Genomic DNA, 26,127 nt, shown 5'->3' with positions numbered 1-26,127 from the left:
GCTTCAGCCGGCGTCTTTTTGCTGTAATGGCAGAGGGCCGTCAGTTCCCCCAGCCCACATTCCACGTCCATCCCTTATCCATAAGCCTATCGATTTCCGGGACATCGGATGATTCGCACTCGGCAATGGAGCATGCTTGCTCGATACCGAGAAACCCTGGAAGGGTGTACGAGACAATGCGCGTCCCGGGAACGATGTAGCTCACCTGAGGAGGAGACTTTCCACCGGCCCCCTGGCAGAGGATTTCTTCGTCAATGACGTACGCCGTATGCACATTACCTGCATAGTACGAATGGTTCGAGCAGAGTGCAATTTGCTGACCGACGAGAATTCCGTTCTCGTCAAAGTATTTTCTGGACTCGTTGTAGATCGCTGCAGCATGAGCGGATGTAGCCGCGAAGAGCGAGAGCGACAAGCCGAGAACGGCAAAGCTTTTCATATTGGTCCTTCGTCAAGGAAGCACACTATGTGCCGTGGCCATAGCATCCGATGGAGCCATGGAGATGTAGTTCCGAGTGACTGCTAATACGCGGCTTTACAACGGCCGTAGTCGTCCTACGTCCGTAATGACTAGTTCTACGGGTTAGTCCAAGTCCAACCCTTATCTTCCAGCATTCGCGGTTCTGCGACGCCGACCGGTTCGCACTCCGCGATGCTGCACGCGGTAGCAATCGGCAGAGAACCCGGCAACGTGTAAGCCGTGATGATCGTGTTGGCCACGATATAGCGAGGCTTACGGTCGGATCCGCAATTCACTTCTTCGGTAATCGAATAAGCGGTGTGGGTATTACCGGCCTGGTATGTCAGGGCTTCACACGTACGGATATCCTGACCGACCAGAGCCCCGGTTTCATCGAAGTACTTGTGAGAACTCGCGGTAAGGGCAAGCGCCTGGGCCGTACCGACAAATCCGAGGAGAGGCAGCGCGAAAACGGCGAGCTTGGGGAGGAGGTGCTTCATCTTTCGTATCTCCGTGAGGCGGAAAAAGATTCCGCGTTTCATGCAGTACGGCCTGGGCCGGACATCAGCCGCCCGTAGCCGTAAGCCGACGATCCCGTCGTTGGGACTCACCAAAAATGCGCCGGTACTCGCCTCAAGTCTGTAGGAAAAACCTTACACGGCAGCTTTTAGCGCCTTCGTTGCCGAATATCGCCATCTTTTCGCAAAAAAAAAACGCCGGCACTAGGCCGGCGTTTTTTTACATCCGAGTGGACGTCTTACTTCTTGCCGCCAGCCTTCGCGTACATCGCTTCGGCCTGGCTCTTCAGCGCGGCCGCCGCGTCGTCGCCGAGCACGTCGACCTTGCCGCCAGCCTCGTTCTGCTTGAGGACGAGTTCGCCGGCATCGTTCCAGCCAGCACGCTGGGTGGAGGTCGGCTTGCCGTCCTTGCTCGGCTTCTTCTCCTGAACGATCACCCACGGCTTACCGTTCTTGTAAGCGTAGTTCGTCGAGGTGAAGCCCTTATCGCCGTAATCGACCAGCTCGATAACGAACTGCACGTCGTTGCCCTTCTTGAAGATCTGCCAGCCGCGCGACTCGCCTTCCTTCAACGCGGTGCCCTGCGTCATCTTCAGGCCGCCGATGTTCTTCTTCAGCGAGTTGTAGCCGCTGAGCTCTTTCTCGCCCGGCGTCGCTTCGCCGACCAGCTGAATGTTGGCGACGTTCTTCGCGCCCTTGGTCAGCACGGGGGTCTTCAGCGGAGCCGAATAGTGACGCTCGCCGTCCTGCAGGGACGCTTCGACGATGTACATGTCGTTGGGATTGAGGTCGGCGGCATTGAAGTCCAGCTGGAACTGCTGCGGCAGGGTCACCGGCTGCACCGTCTTGGTGGCCAGCGGCTGCGAACCCTGGGCGCTGACGTCGACCAGCTTGAGGTCGAGCTTGGCGTCCGGCGACAGCTGGGCGCCGGCGTCACGCAGGGTGATGGTGCCGGTCACGGCGTTGGCGGGAGCGGCATTGTCGCTGCCACCGGCGGCGGCCTGCTGGCCGTTGTTGTCGGAGCCGCCACCGCAACCGGCGAGCGCCAGGGCGGAGACAGAAGCGAGCGACAAGAGGATCCTGCGCATGGTCAAACCTCGTATGGAACGGAATGGTTTTGGGGTCACGGACAATACGCGCGCGCATGGCGCTGCAACATGTCCGGGGGGACCTTGGAGCATACCGAGAAATGCGCCGATGTAAAAGTCAAGGGTGAAACTACCCGACTTGGCGGAAACGGGAGCGGGTTGGCAAGCTGACGGTCAGGTTTGCCGGAAAGCGGCACCCACGCGACTTGCATGGAAAGCAACAACTTGCGTGACCCGTCGTAAAGTCCGCGCAAGCGGGTTGCCAGACCGGATCATGGGCGCTGCCAACCGACGGAATACCAGTCGGCGTTCCACACGAAAAAAACGCCACGATAAGTGGCGTTTCTCAGAGCACCAGCTTAAAGATTGCTTGCTGCCTGTCCATCCAGGACGGGCAGCGTCCACTCAACTACCCCAGCCGCTCAACCAGGGACCAATGGTCGAGATTTCCTGAGGCGCAGGGAATGCGCAGTCCGACCGACCGACAAACTCGGTGGCATGGTTGTAGTTTCCGTCGCAGTAGTCCTGAATCGTGTAGCCCGTTGCCGACAGAAAGTACGGCACGCGTGTGGCGTAATCCGGATCGTACGAGCAGAACGTGTTGCCGTTCGATGTTTCGCAGTCTACGAGGACAGGGTTACCACATCCGAAATCCATCTCCATGTGATATGGGTTGCTAGTATCGATGACACCTGCATGGAACGCACGGTTGTCGCACTGGATAAACTGCTGCCCAACGATCTTGTTATTCGCATCGAAGTAAACGATGTTGCGCGCATTGTTGATAGCGGCCAGCGTTGGGCCACTGCAGACAATGATCAAAGCGACGAATGCCAGACGCATTACTTTCTTCACAGCATACATATCAAATCCTTTGCAGATTGACACAAAACCCGTGTGCCATTCGGACTCACCCCGAGACCGACAACAAGAGATCTTTACGAAGCGCCGAGACTGGATTGAATCTGCCACCCGTCGTCAGCGAGTCATTTTATGACGCAGCCTCTCACAACCATGTAGGGCAACCCTTACATGACGTGCGCAATGTGTCCGGAACTCGTGACGCGCGTCGCAAATCGCAACGTCGACTCGACGAGCGAAGTCACCGAATTGCTTCGGCCACGATGCAAAAAAAACGCCACCCGTAGGTGGCGTTCTTATCTATCACACGTTTACGACATCCTTAAATCAGAAGTCGTAGGTAGCGCCGAAACGCACCGAGCGCGGGGCCTGATACGTCAGCGCACGACGATATTCCGGATTCGGAGCGTCGGAGACGCCGTAGTACGGATACGACTGGGTCTTCTGCTGCTCGTTGAGCAGATTGAAGACTTCGATGCTGAAGGCCAGCTTGTGATCCGCGAACGCCGGACGGTATTCCGTGCTGAGCGAGACCGTATGGGTCATCGGCAGACGGCTACCCGAACCCGGAGGCGACGGCTGACCCGCGCACCAGTGGTACGACTCGACGCCATAACCGGCATCTTCCTGGTCCGGACCGAAACCACCGTAGCAGTTACGCGGCGCACCCGACACGATGGCGATGTTACCGGCAACCATCCATTCCGGCGTGATCTGGTAAGCGCCGTATGCCTTCAGAGCATGCGTGTGATCGTTGGCGAGCTTGCCATTCGAGTACACCATCAGCGGGGCGTTATCCCAAGCCTGGGTGACCGACGGCGCGCTGCGCGTGCCGGCATCTGTATCGACCTGGCCTTCGCTGTTGCCATAGAGCTTCGAGTACACGTACGTAACGTTGCCCCACCAGTCGCCATCACCCTTGAGGCGGCTCAGGCTGAGCTGAGCGGCGTAGTAGTGACGCTTCAGGTGCGGGAAGCCCAGATCCTTGTTAGACAACGTGACCGAATCGTAACCCCCCGCGGCGTTGCCGACGCGGAACGTGTTCGCGCGACCCGGATTGAACAGGTAGCAACCAACGGCATCCCAGTTCTGCGAATTGACGTCGTAACCCTGGGCAGCAAACGCATCCTGCACGCGGCCGGTGTCGCAGAAGTCGTCGATCGCGTTACCGAGCTTACGGTAGGTCAGCTTGACGCCATAGGTCCAGTTCGCGCCCAGCGTCTTGTCGAAACCAGCGATGAACTCATCCTGGTATTCGGCCTTCAGACCCTTACCCGTGACCGTCGTCGGATCCGGCGACTGGCCGTACTCGTTGTTGGTCGAGATCTCGGCGCCCGGGCCCTTGACGGTGTCGAGCGGGGTCAGGCCGGTCGGATAGCCGGTGGCCTGATCGATACCCGTGTACGAGTAGTACACGCGGGTGTAGTAGGAGCCCGAAGCAGCACGCAGTGCGGGCGCTGCCGGCAGAGCAAGGTAGTAACGACCGGCATTGGCGTACACCTTGAACGTGCTGTCGCCGAACACATCCCAGCTACCACCCAGGCGCGGAGCCCACTGCGGGTGCGTCTGGGTGATGTACGGCTGGCCGCTGCCGTTGTAGTTGGTGAACTGGTCGTTGCGAAGACCCAGCGACAGAAGGACATTGTCCGAGACCTGCCACTTGTCTTCCACGTACTGCGCGCGCTGCTTCACGCGGACGCTGCCCGACGTGACGTAACGGTACTGAGCGACGTAGTACGGGCTGCCGACCGGTGCCTGCACCTGGCCATTGGCGATCGTCGTGCCCGAAGCCACGGTACCGTACGCCCACGAGTAACCATCGTTACCGTAGATGTAGGTGCCGTCGTCGTTGTCCTGGGTGTTCTGGTTGTCGATGCCGGCCGACAGCAGGTGATCACCCAACTGCCAGCTGAGGTCGACGCGATAGTTGCTGCCCTTGCTCTCGTGCTTCGGATCATCCACATCGCGCAGGGTCTGCGCGTTGCTGATACCGCCGGCAACGCCACCGGTGTAGTCCGGGTTTTCGCTGCCCGGGCTGGTGATGTAGATCAGGTTGGCATCGGTCTGCGGCGGACGGGTGTAGAACGCCGTTTTCTGACGACCGTACTGAGCCGTCAGGGTCAGCGAGTCGGTGATGTAGCTGGTGTACTTTGCCAGCCACATCGTCTGCTTGGTGTTCTCTTCGGTGTCCGCGTTACGGAAGCCGCCACGGGTAGCCGTGTCGTTGTCGTAATCGTAGATGTTGCCCGAATAGTTGTGCTTGTACGACGCGCCGGTCAATTCGAGCAGGTTGCTGTCGTTGATGTTCCAGTCGACCTTGCCGTAGAGCTTCGGATCGTCGTAACGATAATCCGTCTGCTGCGTGGTGGCGACGGAGCCAACGCTCTTGCCTTCGCGGCGATCAGCCTCGACGGCGACGAACGCGAACAGCTTGTCCTTGATCAGCGGGCCACCGGCGTAGGCCGAGACCACGGTTTCCCAATCCTTGTTGTCCTGCTGACGACGGTACAGCTCGTTTTCGCTGGACGAACCCTTCGCGAAATAAATGTTGCGCGGGTCGGCCTTCGCCCATGACGGGGTGAAAAGGATCTGACCACCGAAATGGAAGTCGTTCGTGCCACGACGACCCACGACGTTGATAACGCCACCAGCCGAACGGCCGTACTGTGCGCCATAACCGCCGGTCAGAACTTCCTGCTGGTCGATCGCGCCGTACGGGAGGACGATACCGCCGTAACCGTTGATCGGGTCGGTGGTGTTCATGCCGTTGACGTAGTACGCATTCTCGTTGACCGACGAACCAGCGAACGAGATGAGGCCCTGGCCAGTCGGGCTGGCGATACCGGTACCGGTCGCGCCAGCGGCGACGCCAGGCGCGAGGAGCGCGATGGCTTCAGCAGAGCGACCGAGTGGAAGCTGCGCGAGCTGCTGCTGGGTGATGACGGTGCGCGAGTCAACCGACGAAACGTCGATCGGCGGCAGCGCGGTGCCGACGACAGTGACGCCTTCGAGGGTCGAGGCGCTGGCGGCGCTGGCGGCTGCGGCGTTGGTGAACGAGACATCGGTACCGGCGTTGACGCGCAGTTCGACGTTGTCGCGCGAATCAACCGTCGCGCCACCCTTTACAAGGCTGACCTTGTAGGTGCCGAGCGGCAGATTGCCGAAGCTATAACGGCCGTTTTCGCCGACCGTGGTGGAACGGGTAACGCCCGTGCCGCTGGTGATCTGAACGGTATCGCCGGCTTCAGCCGAACCGAACAGGCTACCCGTGGTCGCCTGGGCGAACACGTTGCCGGTAAGGCCCATGCCCATGGCCAGCGCGAGCGCCAACGACGAACGACGCAGGACGGAAGCCTGCCGGATGCTGCGAGAACTCATTGCAAATCTCCCCAGATCGACCCCAACGGGCCAAAAAAAACGAGCAAAACCGACCAAAGGCCGGAAAAAAATGGCCTTGCCGTTGCTCGGATCCGAGGGGTGGTGTTCTGGCGCCAACTCCTCCCAGAGTCGACTGCCTCCCCCGACCTGCTCCCGACAAGCCCTGACTAGCACCAAACCGAGACGCCTTCGCAGTTCACGAAAGGCTCAGTCGAGTGTCGCCGATGCCGAACATAGGCGTGACCTTACTGCCGTGTCAACAAATTATTTACACGGTGTAGGCGTTTTTCCTAGTGCGGTGCTCGTTCAGGATTCCCGGCCAACTCACGGAAATCAGGGGATTTTTGCTTGAGAAATAAATGCTTCCGAAAAAAAAGCCCTCGTCCGCGGGACGGAAGAAGGCGATCTGGGGAGCACATTTCGTGACCGTCGGGGGGCAGATCCCTGCCCCCCTCGGCTTTTTCTTGTTGTGCGATACGCGACGCGCTATCAGAAGTCGTACGTGATACCGAAGCGGGCGTAGCGCGGCTGGGTCTGGTAGAGCGGCACGTCGTAACGCGGGTTGAGGCTCGCCGCGCTGCCGTGGATCGGATAAACCTGCGTTTCCTTGCGCTGGTTCAGCAGGTTGAACACGGTGACGTTGAAGGCCAGCTTCTTGTCGGCCCACTCCGGACGGTACTCGACGCTACCCGTGACGATGTAGGTCCACGGATTGTGGCCTGCCTCACCCGGGGGCGACGGCTGACCATCGCACCAGTGGTAGTACGAGCCGTAGCCGAGGTTCGGGTTGGTCTCGTTCGGGCCGTAGAAGCCCAGGCAGCTCCTCGGCGCACCCGAAGCGATGTTGATGTTGCCCGAGACCAGCCACTCCGAAGCCAGCTGATAGGAGCCGTAGATCTTGAAGTTGTGCTTGCGGCTGTTGGCGAGTTCGCCGTTCGAGTACTGCATGACTTCCGCGTAATCCCAGTCCACCGTCGCCGAGACGTTGTCCTGACGGATGTCCGAACGGACCTGACCTTCCGAGTTGCCGTAGCTCTTCGAGTAGACGTAGTCGAAGCGGACCTGGTACTTGCCGTCCCACGCGTGATCCAGGTACAGCTCGAGGCCGTAGTAGTTACGCTTGGAGTGCGGGAAGCCGAAGTCCTCATTGTTCATGTCGACGCTGTAGTAGCCGCCGTTGGTGTTCGGGATCAGGAAGGTGTTGGCACGACCCGGGTTGAACAGATAGCTGCCCTGGATGTCGCCGATGGTGTCCGGATCGATACCCGAGCGTTCCATCTTGCGCAGGATCGCACCGCTGTCGCCGACGTCGTCGATCGCGTTACGCAGCTTGCGTACCGTGGCCTTCGCACCGTAGGTCCACTTGTCGGTCAGCGCCGCATCGAAACCGAGGATGAACTCATCCTGGTATTCCGACTTGATGTTGGTGGCGGCGGCGGTCTTCGGATCACGCGGGATGCCGTACTCGCTGTTCGCCGAGATCGGACCGCCGGTGCTGCTGAAGATCGGGGTCAGGCCCTGCGGAATACCGTTGGCGTCGATACCGGTGTAGTTGAAGTACTCGCGGGTGTAGAGCGAAGCACCGGCGGAACGCAGCGCGACGGTCGCCGGCAGCGCGAGGTAGTAACGACCCGCGTTGGCGTAGATCTTCAGGCTGGAGTCGCCGTTGACGTCCCAGGTGGCGCCCAGACGCGGGGCCCACTGCGGCGTGGTCAGCCTCAGGTACGGCTCGCCGTCCTGGTTGTAGTTGGTGAACTGGTCGTTGCGCAGACCCACCTTCACCATCCAGCGGTCATTCACCTGCCAGGTGTCTTCGATGTACTGAGCGCGCTGCGTGGTGCGGACCGACGCGGCGGTGCCGTAGACGTAGCGGGCGACGTAGTAGCCACGGCCACCCGGCGGGGCGACATAGGACGCGTCCGTCGGCGCTTCGCCGATGATCGGCGTGCCGGCGTCGGTCTTGTTGTACTCCCACGCGTAACCCGGACCGGTCGTGCTGTCGCCGTCGTTCTTGTCGAGCACCTTCTGGTTATCGATACCGGCCACGATCGTGTGGTCGCCGATGTGATAGCTCAGGTCGACACGGAAGTTGGTGTTGGTCGAGGTGTGCTTCGGATCCGCGGTGGTGGCCGACGGGTTGGCGTTGGTGATCGGATTGCCGCCATTGAGCAGCGGATCCTGATTCGTCGCGGTGAGGATGGACGGCAGCGACTGGTCACCGCCGGTGGCGGTGTAGTACGTGCCCTTCATCTTGCCGTAGAGGGCCGTCAGGGTCAGGTCGTCGGTGATGTAGCTGGTGAACTTGGCGCTGTAGAGATCCGCGCCCGACTTGTTGTTGACCGAGTTGTCCTTGCCGACGTAGTCGCCACGGGTCTTGGTCGGATAGTCATACTCGTAGATCGAAGCGTCGTAATCCTGCTTGTTCGACGCGCCGGTGATTTCGAGGATGTTGCTGTCGGTGATGTTCCAGTCGACCTTGCCGTAGAACTTCGGGTTGCGGTACGACTGCTTGTAGACGAACGGCGTCGCGACGCTGGTCGTCTGCTCGCCCGAGCGACGCTCCTGCTCAGCGGCGACGAACACGTACAGGGTGTCCTTGATCAGCGGACCACCGGCGTACACGGAGTACGTGGTGCGGTCGAGCTTGTCCTTCTTGTTGTCGTCGTACAGCTGACCGGCCTGTGCGCCGACCTGACGGTAGTAATTGATCTGGTTGGCCTTGGTGCCGTTCGGCTCCCACAGGACCTGCGCACCGAAGTGCCATTCGTTCGTACCGCGCTTACCGACCTGGCTGATCACGCCGCCCGAGGAACGGCCGTAAGCAGCGCCGTAACCGCCGGCGAGGATTTCCTGCTGGTCGATGGCGCCGTACGGCAGGGTGATACCGCCGAAGCCGCTGAGCGGATCGGTCGTGTTGAAACCGTTGATGTAGTAAGCGTTCTCGGTGACGGCGCTGCCGGCGATCGAGACCAGCGGGTTACCGGTCGGGCCGGTGAAGAACGAGCTACCGGCCACGGCGCCCGGCGCCAGCAGTGCGATGGCTTCAGCGGTGCGCGCCAGCGGCAGCTTGGACAGCTGCTCGGAGGTGATGACGGTGCGCGAGTCGACCGCGCTGACGTCGATCGAGGGCAGCGCATTGGCCGAGACGGTCACGCCTTCGAGGCTGGAGGCGGCCGTGGCCGACGCGGCGGCGTCAAAGGCCACTTCCGTACCGGCGCCGACGCGCAGGCTCACGTTGGAACGCGAATCGACGGCGGCACCGTCCTTGTTCAGCGTGACCTTGTAGCTGCCGAGCGGCAGCGACGTGATGGAGTAGCGACCGGCGGCATCGACGTTGACGGTGCGGCTGACGCCCGTCTCGTTGGTCGCGGTCACGGTCTGGCCCGCACCTGCCGGCACCTGGCCGAAGATGGAACCGGTGGTGGACTGTGCGAAGGCGGCACCGGACACAGTACCCAGGCCAATGGCCAGGGCCAGTGCGGTGCGACGGCCCAGCATGGCGGCGCGGTTGTGGCGCGAATTCATCTTGCATCTCCCCGATTAAAATTCCGCCGACGCAAAAACCTGCGCCGAGCGGCAAGCCGACCCCGGCCCGGCTAGCGCCAGGCTTCTTAGAGATCGGAGTTTAAAAATCCCCTTTAAACAGCAGGATCCGTGAAAGGATCCCGCGCCCCGAAACGCCACTGCGTGTGACGTGGAACACATATATCCGCAGCGGTCACCGGACTGCAATACGAAATTCTCACGGTAATTTTACAAATCTAGGCAATTACTTCCGAAGCAACTGCCGGGCCGCAGAAAAATAGCCGGCTGCACAAGAAGTTACAGATGTGACTTTTGGCATTTGCCGGCGTCCTATGACTCGCTCCTAGGAATCATTCCTAGAAAAAAATGCCCCCGTCCGGGGGGACGAGGGCGATCTGGGGAGACACTTTTTGTCGCCCCGTGGCGAATCCTTTCACCCGGGACTCTTGTTGTTGGAAAGTTTTTGCCGGTACGGCGGATCAGAAGTCGTAGCGGGCGGTGAAACGGACCGTACGCGGATCGGTGAAGTTGAGTTCGCGGTCGTAAAGCGGGCTGACGGTGGAGCGCGACGACGCATAACGGGGGTTGTACGAGGTCGGTGTCTGCTTGTTGAACGCGTTGAGCACGTCGACCTGCAACGTCAGGTTCTTGTCCAGCCAGCTCGGGGTGTATGCCGCATTGAGGTTGACGATATAGGTCCACGGCGTGTTGCCGTGCGAGCCACGCGGTGAGCGCTCGTAACCCGCCGTGCCCGGCAGACCGCACCAGTAGTAGAACGCACCGTTGTACAGGCCCGCGTCGGCGGTCGGGTAGAAGCTCGTGCAGTTCTTCGGACGACCCGATGCGATGTTCAGGTTGGCACCGAAGCGCAGATCGTCGGTGGCCTGGAAGTAACCGAAGGCCTTGATCTGATGCGTACGGTTGTTCGGCAGCTTGCCGTTCGCGCCCACCATCAGCTGCGGCAGATCCCAGTCCTGGGTCACCGAGACGTCAGCCTGACCGCCGTTGCCCGTGTCCAGGTCGGATGCCAGCTGACCTTCCGTGTTGCCGTAGCTGCGCGACCACGTGTAGTCGATGCGGCCGTACCACTTGTCGGCGAACGGATGCTCCAGGTACAGATCGACGGCGTAGTACTTACGCTTCAGGTCGGGAAGCTGCAGGGCGTCCTTCGAGTAATGCACGGCGACGAACGAGCCGTCGTCCTGCTCCTGCAGGAAGGTGTTGCCGGTACCCGGGTTGAACAGGAAGCACGCGCCGCCCAGTGCGGGGGTGCAGGTGTCGTCGATCGCGCTGCGCAGCTGACGCCAGGTCAGCTTGGCACCCCAGTTCAGGGTGGGCGTGATCGCCTGATCGAGACCGGCGATGTATTCGTCCTGGTAGTGGGACTTCAGGCCCTTCGCGGCGACGGTACGCGGATCCGGAGCCACGCCGCACTCGAGGTTGGCCGAGACCGCGTTGGTGCCGCCGCAGGTGTAGCCGGCGGCCTGGTTGACCGGAACCGGTGCGAGACCCGTCGGGGCGCCAGTGACCGGATCGGTTCCCGTGTACGTGAAGTATTCGGAGGTGCCCAGCGAGCCGGACGCCGCACGCACGGCGACGTTGTTCGGCATGGCCAGATGGTAACGACCGGCGTTGGCGTAGACCTTGAGGGTCGAATCACCCATCACGTCCCACGACACGCCCAGACGCGGCGCCAGCTGGTGACGCTGCTTCGCATACACCTCGTTATTGCCGTTGAAGTTCTTGAACTGCTCGTTGCGCAGACCCGCATAGACCAGCCAGCGATCGGTGACCTGCCAGTGATCTTCGAGGTACTGCGATTCCTGCACCGTTTTCACGGTCGCGGAGGTGGTCGTGTAAGCGCGGGTCACGTAGTAACCCTGCGTACCGAGACCACCCGCCGAGGCGGGCGAGCCGACGCCGTGACCGGCGTCGATCGCCTGGGCCGCATTGTTCTGCTGGTTGTACGTCCAGCTGTAGCCGCCCGGCAGGGACGTGCCCGTGAACGACTTGGCCTGCTGACGATCGGCGCCGAACTTGATGTCGTGATCGCCGAGGCGATACTCGAGATCGAGGCGCCAGCCGTCGGTCGCATCGTTCGCGCCCGGTACGCGTACCGACGTCGCGGTGGTCTGGCAGCTGCCGTAATTGATGCCCGGCGCCCGGGAAGCGGCACTGGCGATCGAGATCAGGGGGCAGTTCGCGTTGTAGCCGAACGGCGTCTGCACGTGATCGACGCGTTGCTGGCCATACAACGCCGAGACCGTGAAGTTATCGGTGATGTAACCGGTGTACTTACCGACGTAGAGGTCGCCGCCGTCCTTCGTGTACGAGCCGCCGTTCTGCACATCGCCGTGGGTCTTGCTGGCGTAGTTGAAGCCATAGGTGGCCGACGTGTACTCCGTCTTGTCGGACACACCGGTCAGCTCGATGTGGTGATCGTCGGTGATGTTCCAGTCGAGCTTGGCCAGCCAGCGAGGAATCTTGTACTGGTAGTCGTTCCAGCCGTTACGGCCGACGGTCGCGGAAGTGACGGCGCCCGCTGTCGTGCTGGACTGCACGCCGGCACCTTCGCGGCGGTTCATTTCGGCGTCGACGTAGAAGAACAGCTTGTCCTTGATCAGCGGGCCGCTGGCGTAGGCGCCGACGGTCGAGCGCCAGTATTCGTTCTTCTTGAAGTACTGATAGACCGTGCCATCGGTCGTCGGATAAAAGCCGGTATCCGGATAGTTCGAGTTACGCGGCGAGGCGCGCGTCCCCGAGGGCTCCCAGATCGTGTACACGCCGGCGTGCCATTCGTTGGTACCGCGCTTGGTCACGATATTGATGACACCGCCGGTCGAGCGGCCGAATTCCGCGCCATAGCCGCCGGTGAGCACCTGCTGCTGGTCGATGGCGTCGAAAGGAAGCTGAGTCAGGCCGATCGACGTCAGCGGATTGGTCACCGCGTAGCCGTTGATGAAGTAGGCGTTCTCGGACGACGCGGAGCCACCGAAGCTGGGCACCGGATTGCCGAGCGCGTCCTTGTAGCTGGAGTTCCCGATCACGCCAGGCGCAAGCAATGCCGCGGCGAGCACGTCCCGGGTAATCGGAAGCTTGTTGAGCTGCTCGGCGGTGAGCACCGTGCGGGTATCGACCGACGACACGTCGATCGACGGCATCGCCGATGCGGAGACCGAGACGCCCTCGAGCGTGGCGGCTTCGGTGGTCGATGCCGACGAGCCGAACGAGACGTCGGAACCGCCCGAGATGGTCACGGTCACGTTGTCACGCGTGCTGACCACCGCGCCATTGTTTTCCAGCGAAACCTTGTAGTTGCCGGGCGGCAGCGCGCTGAAGCGATAGCGGCCGTTCGCGTCGACGTTGATCGTGCGCGAGAAGCCGGTGTCGGCGCTGGACACGGTCACCGAGGTGCCCTGCTGATTTACCGAACCGAAAATGGAACCGGTAACGTTGGACTGTGCCAATGCGGCGCCGGAGACGGTGCCCAGACCGATGGCCAGGGCAAGCGCGGTGCGGCGACCCAGCGACACGGCGTGATGATGACGCAAATTCATGTACTGCCTCTCCCCTAGAAAGCCCGAACCGCACGTTGTTGCGATTCGGAGCAAGCCGATCCCGCCCCGGCTGTGGCCAGGTTTACTTGGGTCATCGACGACGTTGTTATCCCTTATGCCACGCCGCGTGATGCCAGCGGCGCGCCCCCGGAGTCGCCCTGCTGAGCGACCCGCGACCAGATATAGCGAAACTAATTGCGAATTCGCAACATGATTTTTTCACCTGAGCTTTACATGTCGCGACGTCTGAGGATCCGTTTCGTCATGACCTGTGCAAAAAATCACGTCGACACAAACCGTTACGATTTCGAGATACGTGACTTATGGCCTATATAGGACTTGAGCCTAGGAAACATTCTTAGGCAGAACATCGATTTAGATGCGCCCGTCGCACGTTCTGGATCGCTTTTGGACGACTCTTTTACGAAACTTCTCAACGGAAAGGCTTTCGAAGGGAAGTTGCTGTACACCGAATGCAGGCTCCGCGCGTTGGATCGCGGGATGGCCGGGGGGCGATCTACTTAGAAACGAGGTTCCAAGCGCATGAATTACAACTCAAGGGGCTCCGTTATGGCCGATGCATCTGGCGATAGCCTGGAGTCCGCACGAATCGACTCGACGCCTATCGCGTCGTCCTTCGCCACTCGCGTACGGGCAGTCATCAAGATGTCGGGGAGCGTGAGCGAAATCGCTCGCCGGTGCGGCTTCTCTGAAGGCGTGGTGCGCAGCTGGCGCGATGGCAACACCGATCCTTCGCGGGGCCGTTGCGTCACGATGGCCAAGACGCTGGGCCTTTCGCTGGTCTGGCTCGCCGCTGGCGAAGGCCCGATGATGCTGGACGGATCGGGCGACGATGCCGTGGCCCGTACCGAAACCACCGAGACCGCGCGCGGTCGCGACGGGCGCGAGGGTACGGTGTCGTCCGCACTCGACGCATCCCGCCTCGCGGCGGCGATGAAGCTGCTGCAGTCGGATATCGAGTTGACCGGTAGCCGGTTTTCGCCGGTGCGTCACGCCGATCTGGTGGCCGAGATGTATTCGATCCTCGGACGCTCCGGCGAGTCGGATTATGCGGACCGGATGATCGCGTTCCGTCACACGCTCATGTCGCGCGTCGCAGACGATCAGTCCAGCGCCGCGGCCTGACCGGACCGAACGCCTCGCCAACCGGCCTGGCGTCCTCCCATCAGCTCGGCCGCCAGTGGCCCTGGCTGATGGGAGTCCATCCGTTGGGCGATCGATCGCGCGGGGAAGCCGCGCGATATCGGTTAAAGCCGCGAGATGTCCGCGATGGCGCCAAACGCCGCCTTGAGCTGCGCAAGCAGTGCGAGACGATTGGCGCGCACCGCCGGATTTTCCGCGTTGACCAGCACGTCGTCGAAGAACGTGTCGACCGGCCCCTGCAGCGCCGAGAGGCGCGCCAGCGTTCCGGTGTAGTCACCGGAGGCCAGTAGCCCCTGCGTGTCCGCGCGGGCGGAAGCGAGCGCCTCATGCAGGGCACGTTCGGCGTCGGACTCGAAGTGCGCCGGATCGACCGTCGACGGAATGGGTGCCGCACCCGCTTCCTCGGCCTGCTTGCGCAGGATGTTCGCGACACGCTTGTTCGCGGCGGCAAGACTGGCCGCCTCACTGCGACGGGCGAACTCGCCCACCGCACGAAGCCGGCGGTCGAAATCGGGCAACGTCGCCGGGCTCACCGCGATCACGGACTCGAACTGGTCGGCCGAGAAGCCCTGGTCCGCGTAATACCCACGCAGGCGTTCGAGCACGAAGCCGTGCACTTCGTCGCCCAGCTCGCGGCGACGGGCACCGATGTCCACGACCGGCGCCTTGCCATCCTTGCCCGGCTTCACGCCGGCCACGAATGCCGCCTCGGGAACCAGTTCGAAGGCCTCGGCCAGCGCGGCGCGCAGATCGATGTCGAGCCCCCCCTCGATAAGGGTGCGTGCGAGGCCAAGTGCGGCGCGACGCAACGCGAACGGGTCCTTGTTGCCGCTCGGCTTGAGCCCGACGGCGAAAATGCCCGCGAGGGTATCGAGGCGTTCGGCCACCGCCAGTACCTGGCCGACCTTGCCCGCCGCGATGGCATCGCCACCGAAGCGCGGCTGGTAGAAGCTGTCGAGGGCATCGGCCACGTCGGCCGGAAGACCCTGGCGCGTCGCGTAGTAGCGACCCATCACGCCCTGCAGTTCGGGGAATTCACCCACCATGCGGGTCAGCAGATCGCACTTGGCCAACGCCGCGGCATGCGTCGCCTGGCCGGCGTCGACGCCGACGCGGTTGGCGATGACACGGGCCAGCTCGGCCACACGGACCGTCTTGTCCCAGAGGCTGCCCAGCGACTGCTGGTAGGTGACGTTCTTCAGGCCTTCCTGATGATCGGCCAGCGGCGTCTTGAGGTCGGCGTCCCAGAAGAACTTGGCGTCGGCGAAGCGTGGGCGGATCACGCGCTCGTAGCCCTTGCGGATCTCCGCCGGATCGAGACTCTCGATATTGGCGACGCCGATGAAGTGCTCGGTCAGGCGACCGTCTTCATCGAACACCGGCACGAACTTCTGATTGGTCTCCATCGTGGTGACCAGCGCTTCGGGCGGCACATCGAGGAACTCACGTTCGAACGTGCAGGCGATGGCGACCGGCCACTCCGTGAGGTTGGCGATCTCGGCGAGCAGGCCCTCGGACAGGCGGGGCACGCCGCCGGTGGCCACACGCGCCACGTCATCGACCACGCGCTGGCGGCGCTCGGCCGGATCGGCGAGCACATGTGCGCCGCGCAGCGCGCCGAGCCAGCTGTCGGCGTCGGCGACATGCACCGGCTTGGGGTGATGAAAGCGGTGGCCGTTGCTGAGGCGGCCGCTGGTCAGGCCCAGGATCTGGCCATCGACGATGTCGGCACCGTGCAGCATGAGCAGGGTGTGCACCGGGCGGACGAAACTGTCCTCGCGGTTGCCCCAGCGCATGGCCTTGGGAATCGGCAGCGCCTTGAGCGACTCGGCGACCACCTCGGCCAGCAGGGCGGCGGTGGACTGGCCGGCCTTCACGGCACGGAAGACGAACCACGCGCCCTTGTCGGTCTCGAGCTTCTCCAGCGCGGCGACGTCGACGCCGCACGACTGCGCGAAGCCGATCAGCGCCTTGCTGGGCTCACCGTCGGCGCCGATGCTCGCCGCGATGGCGGGCCCGCGGCGTTCCACGGTCTGCTCCGGCTGGGCGACGGCCACGTCGGGGATGTAGACGGCGAGGCGGCGAGGCGACGCGTAGGTCTTCGCGGCTTCGTAGCCGCCGGCGACGCCGCGCTTCTCCAGGCCTTCGACGACGCCGCGCGCGAACGCGCCAGCGAGGTCGTCGAGGGCCTTGGGCGGCAGTTCTTCGGTGCCCAGCTCTATCAGGAGGGGCAGGCGCTTATCAGCCATTGACGGCCTCCTTGACGTTCTTCAGGCCGGGAAAACCGAGTTTTTCGCGCTGCGCGACGTAGGCCTCGGCCACGCTGCGAGCCAGGGTGCGAACGCGCAGGATGTAGCGCTGACGCTCGGTCACGCTGATGGCCCGGCGCGCGTCGAGCAGGTTGAACGCGTGGCTGGCCTTGCAGACCTGCTCGTACGCGGGCAGCGGCAGGCCGGCTTCGATCAGTTTGGCCGCTTCGCCCTCGCACACGTCGAACCAGTGGAACAGCTCCGGCACGTTGGCGTATTCGAAGTTGTACGTGCTCTGCTCCACCTCGTTCTGGTGGAAGACGTCGCCGTAGGTGACCACGCCATGCGGCGCGTTGGTCCACACGATGTCGTAGATGCTGTCGACGTTCTGCAGGTACATCACCAGGCGCTCGAGGCCGTAGGTGATCTCACCCGTGACGGGACGGCATTCCAGGCCACCGGCCTGCTGGAAGTAGGTGAACTGGGTGACCTCCATGCCATTGAGCCAGACCTCCCAGCCAAGACCCCAGGCGCCCAGCGTCGGCGACTCCCAGTTGTCCTCGACGAAACGCAGGTCGTGCACCAGGGGGTCGATGCCCAGCGCCTTCAGCGATCCGATGTACAGATCGAGGATGTTGTCCGGGTTCGGCTTCAGCATCACCTGGTACTGGTAGTAATGCTGGAGACGGTTCGGGTTGTCGCCGTAGCGACCGTCCGTCGGCCGGCGGCAGGGCTGCACGTAAGCGGCGGCCCAGGGCTCCGGTCCGAGCGACCGGAGAAAGGTCATCGGGTGAAAGGTGCCCGCGCCGACTTCGGTATCGAGCGGCTGGACCAGCACGCAGCCCTGCTCCGCCCAGTAGCGGTTCAGGGTCTGGATCACGTCTTGGAATGTGGGCGCGGACATGGTTCCCGAGTCCTTGAGAAAGCGGGCTAGTATAGCGGCGTAGCATTGAACACGGGGTTGGACCTGATGGCAGTGAATCCGCAGCACGCCGCCCTCCTGGGCCGTCGTGGCCGGCTGGAGCTCGACGAGGTGCTCGCCTCGCTCATGGTGGACGGATACCTCGGCGCCGAGGACGCCAAGCGCGTCCGGATGGGTTCGCGCAGCGGAAAGTCGGCCATTGAATTGCACCCCCTCGTGGTGGTCTCGAGCGCCAAGGTCGACAACGCCCGCGAGCCGGGTCGCCCGCTCAGCCTGGAAGTCCTCGTGGAATGGCTCGCCGGCAAGGCCGACCTCGACTACATGAAGGTCGACCCCATGAAGGTGAACGTGGCGCAGGTCACCCAGGTGGTCAGCAGCGCGTACGCGCAACGTCACCGGATCCTGCCTGTGGCCGCCACCGCGAGCGAGGTGGTGTTCGCGACGGCGGAGCCGTTCGACACCAGCTGGGCGACGGATCTCGGCCATATGCTCCGCCGCGACATCCGTCGCGTCGTCGCCAACCCGATCGACATCAACCGCTATCTGCTCGAGTTCTACGGCGTGCAGCGCTCGATCCAGCTGGCCGTCGATGCCAAGGGTCAGGACTCCGCCAACAAGATCATCAACTTCGAGCAACTGGTCGAACTGGGCAAGGGCGGCGAGCTCGGCGCCGACGACCGCCACGTCGTCCATATCGTCGACTGGCTGCTGCAATACGCGTTCGAGCAGCGCGCGTCCGACATCCACCTCGAGCCCCGTCGCGACGCCGGACAGATGCGTTTTCGCATCGACGGCGTCATGCAGAAAGTCTTCGAGCTGCCGCCGCCGGTCATGACCGCGGTCACCGCACGCGTAAAGATCCTCTCGCGCATGGACGTCGCCGAAAAGCGCCGTCCGCAGGATGGCCGTATCAAGACGCGATCCGCCGGCGGACGCGAGGTGGAACTGCGTATCTCGACCATGCCGACGGCGTTCGGCGAAAAGGTCGTCATGCGTATCTTCGATCCCGATCTGGTGATGAAGGATTTCTCACAACTCGGCTTTTCGGAGGAGGAGGGGCGTATCTGGCGGGGCATGGTGGAACGCCCTCACGGCATCGTCCTGGTAACGGGACCGACAGGCTCGGGCAAAACCACCACGCTGTATTCGACACTCAAGCATCTGGCCAAGCCCGAGCTCAACGTTTGCACCGTCGAAGACCCGATCGAAATGGTCTCGCCCGATCTCAACCAGATGCAGGTGCAGGCGTCGATCGACCTGGATTTCGCCGCCGGCGTGCGCACGCTGCTCCGTCAGGATCCGGACATCATCATGGTCGGCGAAATCCGCGATCTCGAAACCGCGCAGATGGCGGTGCAGGCGTCGCTTACGGGCCATCTCGTCCTGTCGACGCTGCATACCAACGACTCGCCCAGTGCCGTGACCCGCCTGCTCGACCTGGGCGTACCGCATTACCTCATCCAGTCCACGCTGACGGGTGTCGTCGCGCAGCGACTGGTGCGTACGTTGTGCCCGCATTGCAAACGCGCGACCGCGCAGGATCCCGATGAGTGGAGCGTCGTGACGCATGGGTGGGATGTCCCGCTGCCCGAGCGCGTCTTCGAACCGGTCGGTTGCCTGGAGTGCCGCAAGACCGGCTTCCTCGGGCGTACCGGCGTTTACGAAATGATGCCGATGTCGGGGCGCCTGCGAAGCCTGATTTCGGCCGAGCTCGATCTCGGCAAGTTCGGCGCGGCGGCGCTACGCGAAGGCATGAAGCCCTTGCGCATCTCGGCGGCGGCGCAGGTGGCGGCAGGCCTGACGACCGTGCGCGAGGTACTCAACGTGCTTCCCCCCAGCGATATCGAAGATACTTCCGCGTCATGAAACCCTTGCTCATCGTTCGCACCGGCCGCGCGCCCGACGTGATCAACGCGCGCCACGGAGACTTTCCACGCTGGTTCCAGCTGGGCCTTCGTCTGCGTTCGCCTCATCTCGCCGTCATCGATGTCGAGAAAGGCGACACCCTTCCGCCGCCGGAATCCGTTGCCGGCGCGGTGATTACCGGTTCGGCTTCCATGGTGACGGAGCGGCATGCCTGGAGCGAACGCACGGCGGGATGGATCCGCGACGCGATGGATCGTGAACTTCCGATGCTTGGCGTGTGCTACGGACATCAGCTGATGTCGCATGCGCTCGGTGGGCGCGTGGACTACCTGCCCGGTGGCCGTGAAATGGGTACCGTGCCGCTAACGGTGCACGACGGTGCGGGGCATGACGCGCTCGCCGCATCGTTGCCGCCGACCTTCGATGCGCACACGACGCATGAGCAGGGGGTGCTCGAGCTACCGCGCGGCGCGGTGTCGCTGGCAAGCTCGCGGCAAGATCCCCATCATCTGGTCCGCTACGGCAGGCACGCGGTGAGCACGCAGTTTCATCCGGAGTTCTCGACCGAGGTGATGCGTGCCTATATCCGGCGCCGGCATGACGTGCTTGACCGGGAAGGACTCGCCCCTGCGGCCATGCTGGACGCCGTGGTGCCGACGCCGCATGCGACACGGCTGCTGCGCGGTTTCGTCCGCGAGCACCTGCGGGCCGCGCCCGCCGGAATGTCAGTTGCGTAGACGGCGAACGATCGCACCGCGCGAGAAGAACGCGAAGACGATGCCGAAGAGAAACCCGCCGATGTGTGTCCACCAGACCACCGCGCCGTAGCTCGCACCGGCGTAGCTGAAAAGCAGCTGCACCAGGGCCCAGATACCGATCAGCACGAAGGCCGGTACGCGTACGAACTCGAGGAAAAGCCCCAGCGGAAGCACGAGCCCGAGCCTGGCGCGTGGGAAGAGCGTGACATATGCACCCACGACCGCCGATACCGCGCCGCTGCAGCCGATGATCGCCACCCGCGCACCGGTGAGCGAGATCGCGCCGATCAGATTGGCGACGACACCACCCAGCAGGAACAGCAGAAGAAAACGCGGCGAACCGAGACTCCGCTCCGCTGGCAGACTGAAGATCACGAGGAAGAGGAGGTTGCTGACCAGATGCAGCCAGCCGCCATGAATGAATGTCGCGGTGAACAGGCGGAGCAGCGCCGGATCGCTCACCTGCTCCCACAAGGGCAAGCCGGTCCCGAACAGGTGGGCCGGCACCGTACCCCAATGCCTCATGATGTCGGCACGCTCGTTGTGACCCGCCAGCGCCAGACCGACAAAGATCACTACGCACGTGATGACGATCAACATCGTCGCCCAGCACAGCCGCGACCGGCGTCGCGTGTCCACCTGCACGAACATCATCAGGGGATGCCGCGGGCGAGGTGTGGACCATCGGCCTCGAGCGACGAAAGGGCGAACATGGTTTCCGGCCCGACGACGCCATCGGCCGCGATGCCGAAGCGCTGCTGGACGGCGACGACACGTGAGAGCACAGCGCGATCAAACGTCGTCGAGGGCGGCCCCCCCGCCGGGTCCGCCGGCAGATGGCCGATCAGCCAGGACATCCCCTGGCCGGTATCCCCGCGGGCCAGCTTGGAAGGCATTGCCGGATCGACCCGAAACACTGCGTAAAAGCGGCCGTTCCATACGCGTTCGAAGACGTCACGTGTAAGTTCGACGTATTTGCCGCCGAGGTAGAGGCGGACGTCCTGATCGCCAGCGCCTACGAGCAGAACTTCCTGCTTCGCGTGCGCATCGTCCAGCTCGAGAATGAGTGGCCGATCGAAGCGACGCAACTGGTCGAGCGATCCTCGACCGCTGACGCAGGCGAAGCCCGGAAAAATAACCGCGTCGCAGCCGATCGCGTTGGCGACCGATGTCTCTTTCGACGTAACCTGCCACCGTGCGAGCAGTTCACTCCACACGCGTAGCTTGCCCGTGTCCGGCGGGGGAAGCGCGTCCTGAAATTTGGCCAGGGCCTGCTCTGGCGTCGCGGTGGCGAGATTCTTGGGACGCGATGGGCTACGCCCGGAAAGAAACCACGTGGCCGCACCACCCACGAACAGGATCGCCAGCATGGCACCGATCGCCAGAATCGGTTTGCGATAACGGCGCAGCCAGTACCGGGCGTGTTGCGGCAGGACCTCGCGCGCCACGAAACCCAGCGCGCGCTCACCGATCGAGCGCTCGCCTCGCTCCGCCGCACGCTCGAGCGCCCGATGGGCAAGCGTATTGAGTCGGCGTGGATTCCCTTTGCCGTCGTCGCGCAGGCTTCGAAGCCCCAACCGGCTGAAAGGCATCTGCGTCGTGCCGGCGACATGCAAGCGATGTCTCACGTAGCGCTCGCTTTCCTCCGGGGTGAGCTGGGCCAACGGCAAGCGACTACGGACATGCGCGGCCAACGACGGCGCCCCGGAGCCCTCGAGGCGCTCGCGCAGCGCAGGCGATCCGACCAGCACGATGTGGAAAGGCGCATTGGCATTCTCGCACGCGAGTAGAAGGCGCTCTACGATGGCGAGATCATGATCGTGGAGCGTATCCACATCATCCAGGATCAGCAGAAAGCGATGGTTGACGTGATGTGCCAGGCGCCCGAGCCCTGCGGCCAGGCCATCGACCAGATGATCTTCGGTGTTGGCTTCCGCACTCAGCGGAAGCGGCAAGCCGAATCCCGCGTACATCGAGCGTAGCCACGCCGTCGTGCCCAGCGCGTAGTCATCCGCACCGCGGCGAACGGGCCGCACGCCATGGTGGGATGCATCGGCTTCCATCAACAGGCACAGAAGGCTCTTGCCCGACCCGGCCTCACCAGTAATCAGGGTCACACTGGAATCGTCTGAACCGGACTGGTATTCGACGTGCGCGAGAATCTCGCGTTCGCGCGCAAACAGACACGCGAAGCGCGTATCCGGTGCATCGCCAAACGGCGGTTCGCGCAGCCCGAAGGTTTGTAGATACATAGGCCTAATGTATCCGATTCCGGCTGGATCCAGCCTTTCGGCGGAAGGCATTCGGCGGCAATCATTGCGGGCGTGGATCGCGGACGTGGCGATCAGCCGAACGTCGGCGGAAATCCGGTGGTAACGGCCCTGGTGTGGTCGCGGAATTGCGCGCAAAAGAAAACCCGCCCTCTGGTGAGGACGGGTGTTTCAGGATAGAGCCCCTGGCGGTGACCTGTTGCGGGTCGCGCTGCGCGCAAGAGCGCGTTCGAGGCGGAATGTCGGGCAAAGAAAAACCCGCCACGATAGCTCGTAGCGGGTTTTTGGGATAAAGCCCCTGGCGGTGACCTACTCTTGCATGGCTTGAGCCACACTACCATCGGCGCATGCGCGTTTCACTTCTGAGTTCGGGATGGGATCAGGTGGTACCACGCCGCTATAGCCGCCAGGGAAGGGGTGGGAGCAGCGCATTGAGCGCCGGCTCCACAGAGGGTGTAAACGAGTGACAAGCGTCCGGGTTTTCATCGAACAGCGAGTTAAGAGATAAGACGGTGAAGCGTCTTGGGGTTATATGGTCAAGCCTCACGGCTCATTAGTACACGTAAGCTCAATGCATTGCTGCACTTCCACACCGTGCCTATCAACCACCTAGTCTTGATGGTGCCTTAAGGAGAGTCAAGCTCTCGGGAGATCTCATCTTGGGGCGTGCTTCCCGCTTAGATGCTTTCAGCGGTTATCACTTCCGTTCGTAGCTACCGGGCAATGCCATGGGCATGACAACCCGAACACCAGCGGAACGTCCACTCCGGTCCTCTCGTACTAGGAGCAGCCCCCCTCAAATCTCCAACGCCCACGACAGATAGGGACCGAACTGTCTCACGACGTTCTGAACCCAGCTCGCGTACCACTTTAAATGGCGAACAGCCATACCCTTGGGACCGGCTACAGCCCCAGGATGTGATGAGCCGACATCGAGGTGCCAAACACCGCCGTCGATATGAACTCTTGGGCGGTATCAGCCTGTTATCCCCGGAGTACCTTTTATCCGTTGAGCGATGGCCCTTCCATACAGAACCACCGGATCACTAAGACCTACTTTCGTACCTGCTTGATCCGTCGATCTCGCAGTCAAGCACGCTTATGCCTTTGCACACAGTGCGCGATGTCCGACCGCGCTGAGCGTACCTTCGTGCTCCTCCGTTACTCTTTGGGAGGAGACCGCCCCAGTCAAACTACCCACCATACATGGTCCCCGATCCGGATTACGGACCTAGGTTAGAACGTCAAGCACTTCAGGGTGGTATTTCAAGGATGGCTCCACCAGAACTAGCGTCCTGGTTTCATAGCCTCCCACCTATCCTACACAGAAGAACTCAACGTTCAATGTAAAGCTATAGTAAAGGTTCACGGGGTCTTTCCGTCTTGCCGCGGGAACGCTGCATCTTCACAGCGATTTCAATTTCACTGAGTCTCGGGTGGAGACAGCGCCGCTGTCGTTACGCCATTCGTGCAGGTCGGAACTTACCCGACAAGGAATTTCGCTACCTTAGGACCGTTATAGTTACGGCCGCCGTTTACTGGGGCTTCGATCAAGAGCTTCGCCTTGCGGCTGACCCCATCAATTAACCTTCCAGCACCGGGCAGGCGTCACACCCTATACGTCCACTTTCGTGTTTGCAGAGTGCTGTGTTTTTGATAAACAGTCGCAGCGGCCAGGTTACTGCGACCCCTCGATGCTCAGTCACGCACGTGACCACACCAAGAGGCGCACCTTCTCCCGAAGTTACGGTGCCATTTTGCCTAGTTCCTTCACCCGAGTTCTCTCAAGCGCCTTGGGATTCTCACCCTGCCTACCTGTGTCGGTTTACGGTACGGTTTTTCTACAGCTGAAGCTTAGTGGCTTTTCCTGGAAGCGTGGTGTCAGTCACTTCGTCCCAAAGGACTCGTCTCGGTGCTCGGCATAAAGATTCCCGGATTTGCCTAAGAATCATGCCTACCGCCTTTCCCCAGGACAACCAACGCCTGGTAGACCTAACCTTCTCCGTCCCCACATCGCACTGTAGAAAAGTGCAGGAATATTAACCTGCTTCCCATCGACTACGCATTTCTGCCTCGCCTTAGGGGCCGACTCACCCTGCGCCGATGAACGTTGCGCGAGGAAACCTTGGGCTTTCGGCGGGGAGGCTTTTCACCCCCCTTATCGTTACTCATGTCAGCATTCGCACTTCCGATACCTCCAGCAGACTTTACAATCCACCTTCACAGGCCTACGGAACGCTCCTCTACCGCGTACGGATCAAAATCCGTACACCCCGAGCTTCGGTGCATAGCTTAGCCCCGTTAAATCTTCCGCGCAGACCGACTCGACCAGTGAGCTATTACGCTTTCTTTAAAGGGTGGCTGCTTCTAAGCCAACCTCCTGGCTGTCTATGCCTTTCCACATCGTTTTCCACTTAGCTATGACTTTGGGACCTTAGCTGCGGGTCTGGGTTGTTTCCCTTTTCACGACGGACGTTAGCACCCGCCGTGTGTCTCCCGTGTATCACGTGTTGGTATTCGGAGTTTGCCATGGGTTGGTAAGTCTCAATGACCCCCTAGCCATAACAGTGCTCTACCCCCAACAGTGTTCGCACGAGGCGCTACCTAAATAGCTTTCGAGGAGAACCAGCTATCTCCGAGTTTGTTTAGCCTTTCACTCCGATCCTCAACTCATCCCCATCTATTGCAACAGATGTGGGTTCGGTCCTCCAGTGCGTGTTACCGCACCTTCAACCTGGTCAAGGATAGATCACTCGGTTTCGGGTCTACTGCCAGAGACTATTCGCCCTATTCAGACTCGGTTTCCCTTCGCCTCCCCTATACGGTTAAGCTTGCCACTGACAGTAAGTCGCTGACCCATTATACAAAAGGTACGCAGTCACCCTTGCGGGCTTCCACTGCTTGTACGTATACGGTTTCAGGGTCTATTTCACTCCCCTCTCCGGGGTTCTTTTCGCCTTTCCCTCACGGTACTAGTTCGCTATCGGTCAGTCAGGAGTATTTAGCCTTGGAGGATGGTCCCCCCATGTTCAGACAAGGTTTCACGTGCCCCGCCTTACTCAATTTCATGCCATGCACCCTTTCGTCTACCGGGCTATCACCGTCTACGGCCAGCTTTTCCACGCTGTTCGACTAGAATGTACGACACTTTTGGGCTAGTCCGCGTTCGCTCGTCGCTACTGACGGAATCTCGGTTGATTTCTTTTCCTCCGGGTACTTAGATATTTCAGTTCCCCGGGTTCGCTTCGTACAGCTATGTATTCACTGCACGATACCGCCTAAGCGGTGGGTTTCCCCATTCGGACATTGCCGGATCAAAGCTTGTTGCCAGCTCCCCGACACTTTTCGCAGGCTGCCACGTCCTTCATCGCCTCTGACTGCCAAGGCATCCACCGTATACGCTTAGTCGCTTGACCATATAACCCCAAGTCGCCTCGGGGCCACATACATCCAGCCACTTCGTTTCGCCTTAACACTTATCTCGGTTCGGTTTGAACCAAGACGCTTGTCA

At 61.8% G+C, this 26,127-nt stretch carries 14 protein-coding genes and 2 rRNA genes; 3 read left to right on the top strand and 13 right to left on the bottom strand.

Features of this window, described 5'->3' with window-relative positions:
* Positions 1–40: 40 nt before the first annotated feature.
* From FA85_RS11405 to FA85_RS11375, 7 genes are all read right to left on the bottom strand, one after another.
* The gene (locus FA85_RS11405; RefSeq protein WP_036116617.1) at positions 41–439 is read right to left on the bottom strand and encodes a hypothetical protein; all 399 of its coding nucleotides are present in this window, start codon (positions 437–439) and stop codon (positions 41–43) included.
* Positions 440–576: 137 nt separating this feature from the next.
* Positions 577–960: a hypothetical protein gene (locus FA85_RS11400; RefSeq protein WP_139382838.1), complete on the bottom strand. Its 384-nt coding sequence runs from the start codon at positions 958–960 to the stop codon at positions 577–579.
* Positions 961–1,217: 257 nt separating this feature from the next.
* Complete coding sequence (locus FA85_RS11395; RefSeq protein WP_036116619.1) at positions 1,218–2,066, bottom strand: YbaY family lipoprotein; 849 nt, start codon at positions 2,064–2,066, stop codon at positions 1,218–1,220.
* Between the two features lie 405 nt (positions 2,067–2,471).
* Positions 2,472–2,930 (bottom strand): hypothetical protein, encoded by a 459-nt coding sequence (locus FA85_RS11390; protein ID WP_036116621.1) that lies wholly within the window; start codon positions 2,928–2,930, stop codon positions 2,472–2,474.
* A gap of 324 nt (positions 2,931–3,254) precedes the next feature.
* Positions 3,255–6,305, bottom strand: coding sequence for a TonB-dependent receptor (locus FA85_RS11385; protein WP_036116624.1), 3,051 nt, complete (start codon positions 6,303–6,305; stop codon positions 3,255–3,257).
* 489 nt (positions 6,306–6,794) lie between these two features.
* Positions 6,795–9,830 carry a TonB-dependent receptor gene (locus tag FA85_RS11380; RefSeq protein WP_036116626.1) on the bottom strand — a complete coding sequence of 1,012 codons (3,036 nt, stop codon included), beginning with the start codon at positions 9,828–9,830 and terminating at the stop codon, positions 6,795–6,797.
* Positions 9,831–10,309: 479 nt separating this feature from the next.
* Positions 10,310–13,387: a TonB-dependent receptor gene (locus FA85_RS11375; protein ID WP_036116628.1), complete on the bottom strand. Its 3,078-nt coding sequence runs from the start codon at positions 13,385–13,387 to the stop codon at positions 10,310–10,312.
* Positions 13,388–14,065: 678 nt separating this feature from the next.
* On the opposite strand from FA85_RS11375, the gene FA85_RS11370 reads away from it, so the two are divergent.
* A complete protein-coding gene (locus FA85_RS11370) occupies positions 14,066–14,533 on the top strand; it encodes a helix-turn-helix domain-containing protein (RefSeq protein WP_239708932.1) in 468 nt (155 codons plus the stop codon).
* A 122-nt stretch (positions 14,534–14,655) separates the two neighbouring features.
* On the opposite strand, the gene glyS is transcribed toward FA85_RS11370, so the two are convergent.
* Together glyS and glyQ are read right to left on the bottom strand one after the other, a co-directional pair.
* The gene (glyS, locus tag FA85_RS11365) at positions 14,656–16,800 is read right to left on the bottom strand and encodes a glycine--tRNA ligase subunit beta (RefSeq protein ID WP_036116629.1); all 2,145 of its coding nucleotides are present in this window, start codon (positions 16,798–16,800) and stop codon (positions 14,656–14,658) included.
* Positions 16,793–17,704, bottom strand: a complete 912-nt coding sequence (gene glyQ, locus FA85_RS11360) for a glycine--tRNA ligase subunit alpha (RefSeq protein WP_036116631.1) — start codon at positions 17,702–17,704, stop codon at positions 16,793–16,795. The genes glyS and glyQ overlap by 8 nt, the downstream gene beginning before the upstream one ends.
* A gap of 66 nt (positions 17,705–17,770) precedes the next feature.
* Between glyQ and tfpB the strand changes: the two genes are divergently transcribed.
* Positions 17,771–19,588, top strand: coding sequence for a type IV pilus assembly ATPase TfpB (tfpB, locus tag FA85_RS11355; RefSeq protein ID WP_036118641.1), 1,818 nt, complete (start codon positions 17,771–17,773; stop codon positions 19,586–19,588).
* Complete coding sequence (locus tag FA85_RS11350; protein ID WP_036116633.1) at positions 19,585–20,325, top strand: glutamine amidotransferase; 741 nt, start codon at positions 19,585–19,587, stop codon at positions 20,323–20,325. The genes tfpB and FA85_RS11350 overlap by 4 nt, the downstream gene beginning before the upstream one ends.
* Here FA85_RS11350 and FA85_RS11345 read toward each other — a convergent pair.
* The 4 genes from FA85_RS11345 to FA85_RS11330 form a co-directional block, all read right to left on the bottom strand.
* On the bottom strand, positions 20,314–20,997 hold the full coding sequence (locus FA85_RS11345) for a rhomboid family intramembrane serine protease (protein WP_036118643.1): 684 nt from the start codon (positions 20,995–20,997) through the stop codon (positions 20,314–20,316). The genes FA85_RS11350 and FA85_RS11345 overlap by 12 nt on opposite strands.
* 2 nt (positions 20,998–20,999) lie before the next feature.
* Complete coding sequence (locus tag FA85_RS11340) at positions 21,000–22,598, bottom strand: AAA family ATPase (RefSeq protein ID WP_036116636.1); 1,599 nt, start codon at positions 22,596–22,598, stop codon at positions 21,000–21,002.
* 314 nt (positions 22,599–22,912) lie between these two features.
* Positions 22,913–23,027, bottom strand: a 5S ribosomal RNA gene (gene rrf, locus FA85_RS11335).
* A 121-nt stretch (positions 23,028–23,148) separates the two neighbouring features.
* A 23S ribosomal RNA gene (locus FA85_RS11330) occupies positions 23,149–26,032 on the bottom strand.
* Positions 26,033–26,127: the final 95 nt, after the last annotated feature.

Origin of the sequence: Luteibacter mycovicinus (genome assembly GCF_000745235.1) — a bacterium.
Classification (GTDB): Bacteria; Pseudomonadota; Gammaproteobacteria; order Xanthomonadales; family Rhodanobacteraceae; genus Luteibacter; species Luteibacter mycovicinus.
Note: the sequence above shows the minus strand (reverse complement) of the source record. Positions and strands in the feature narration are given on the sequence as shown.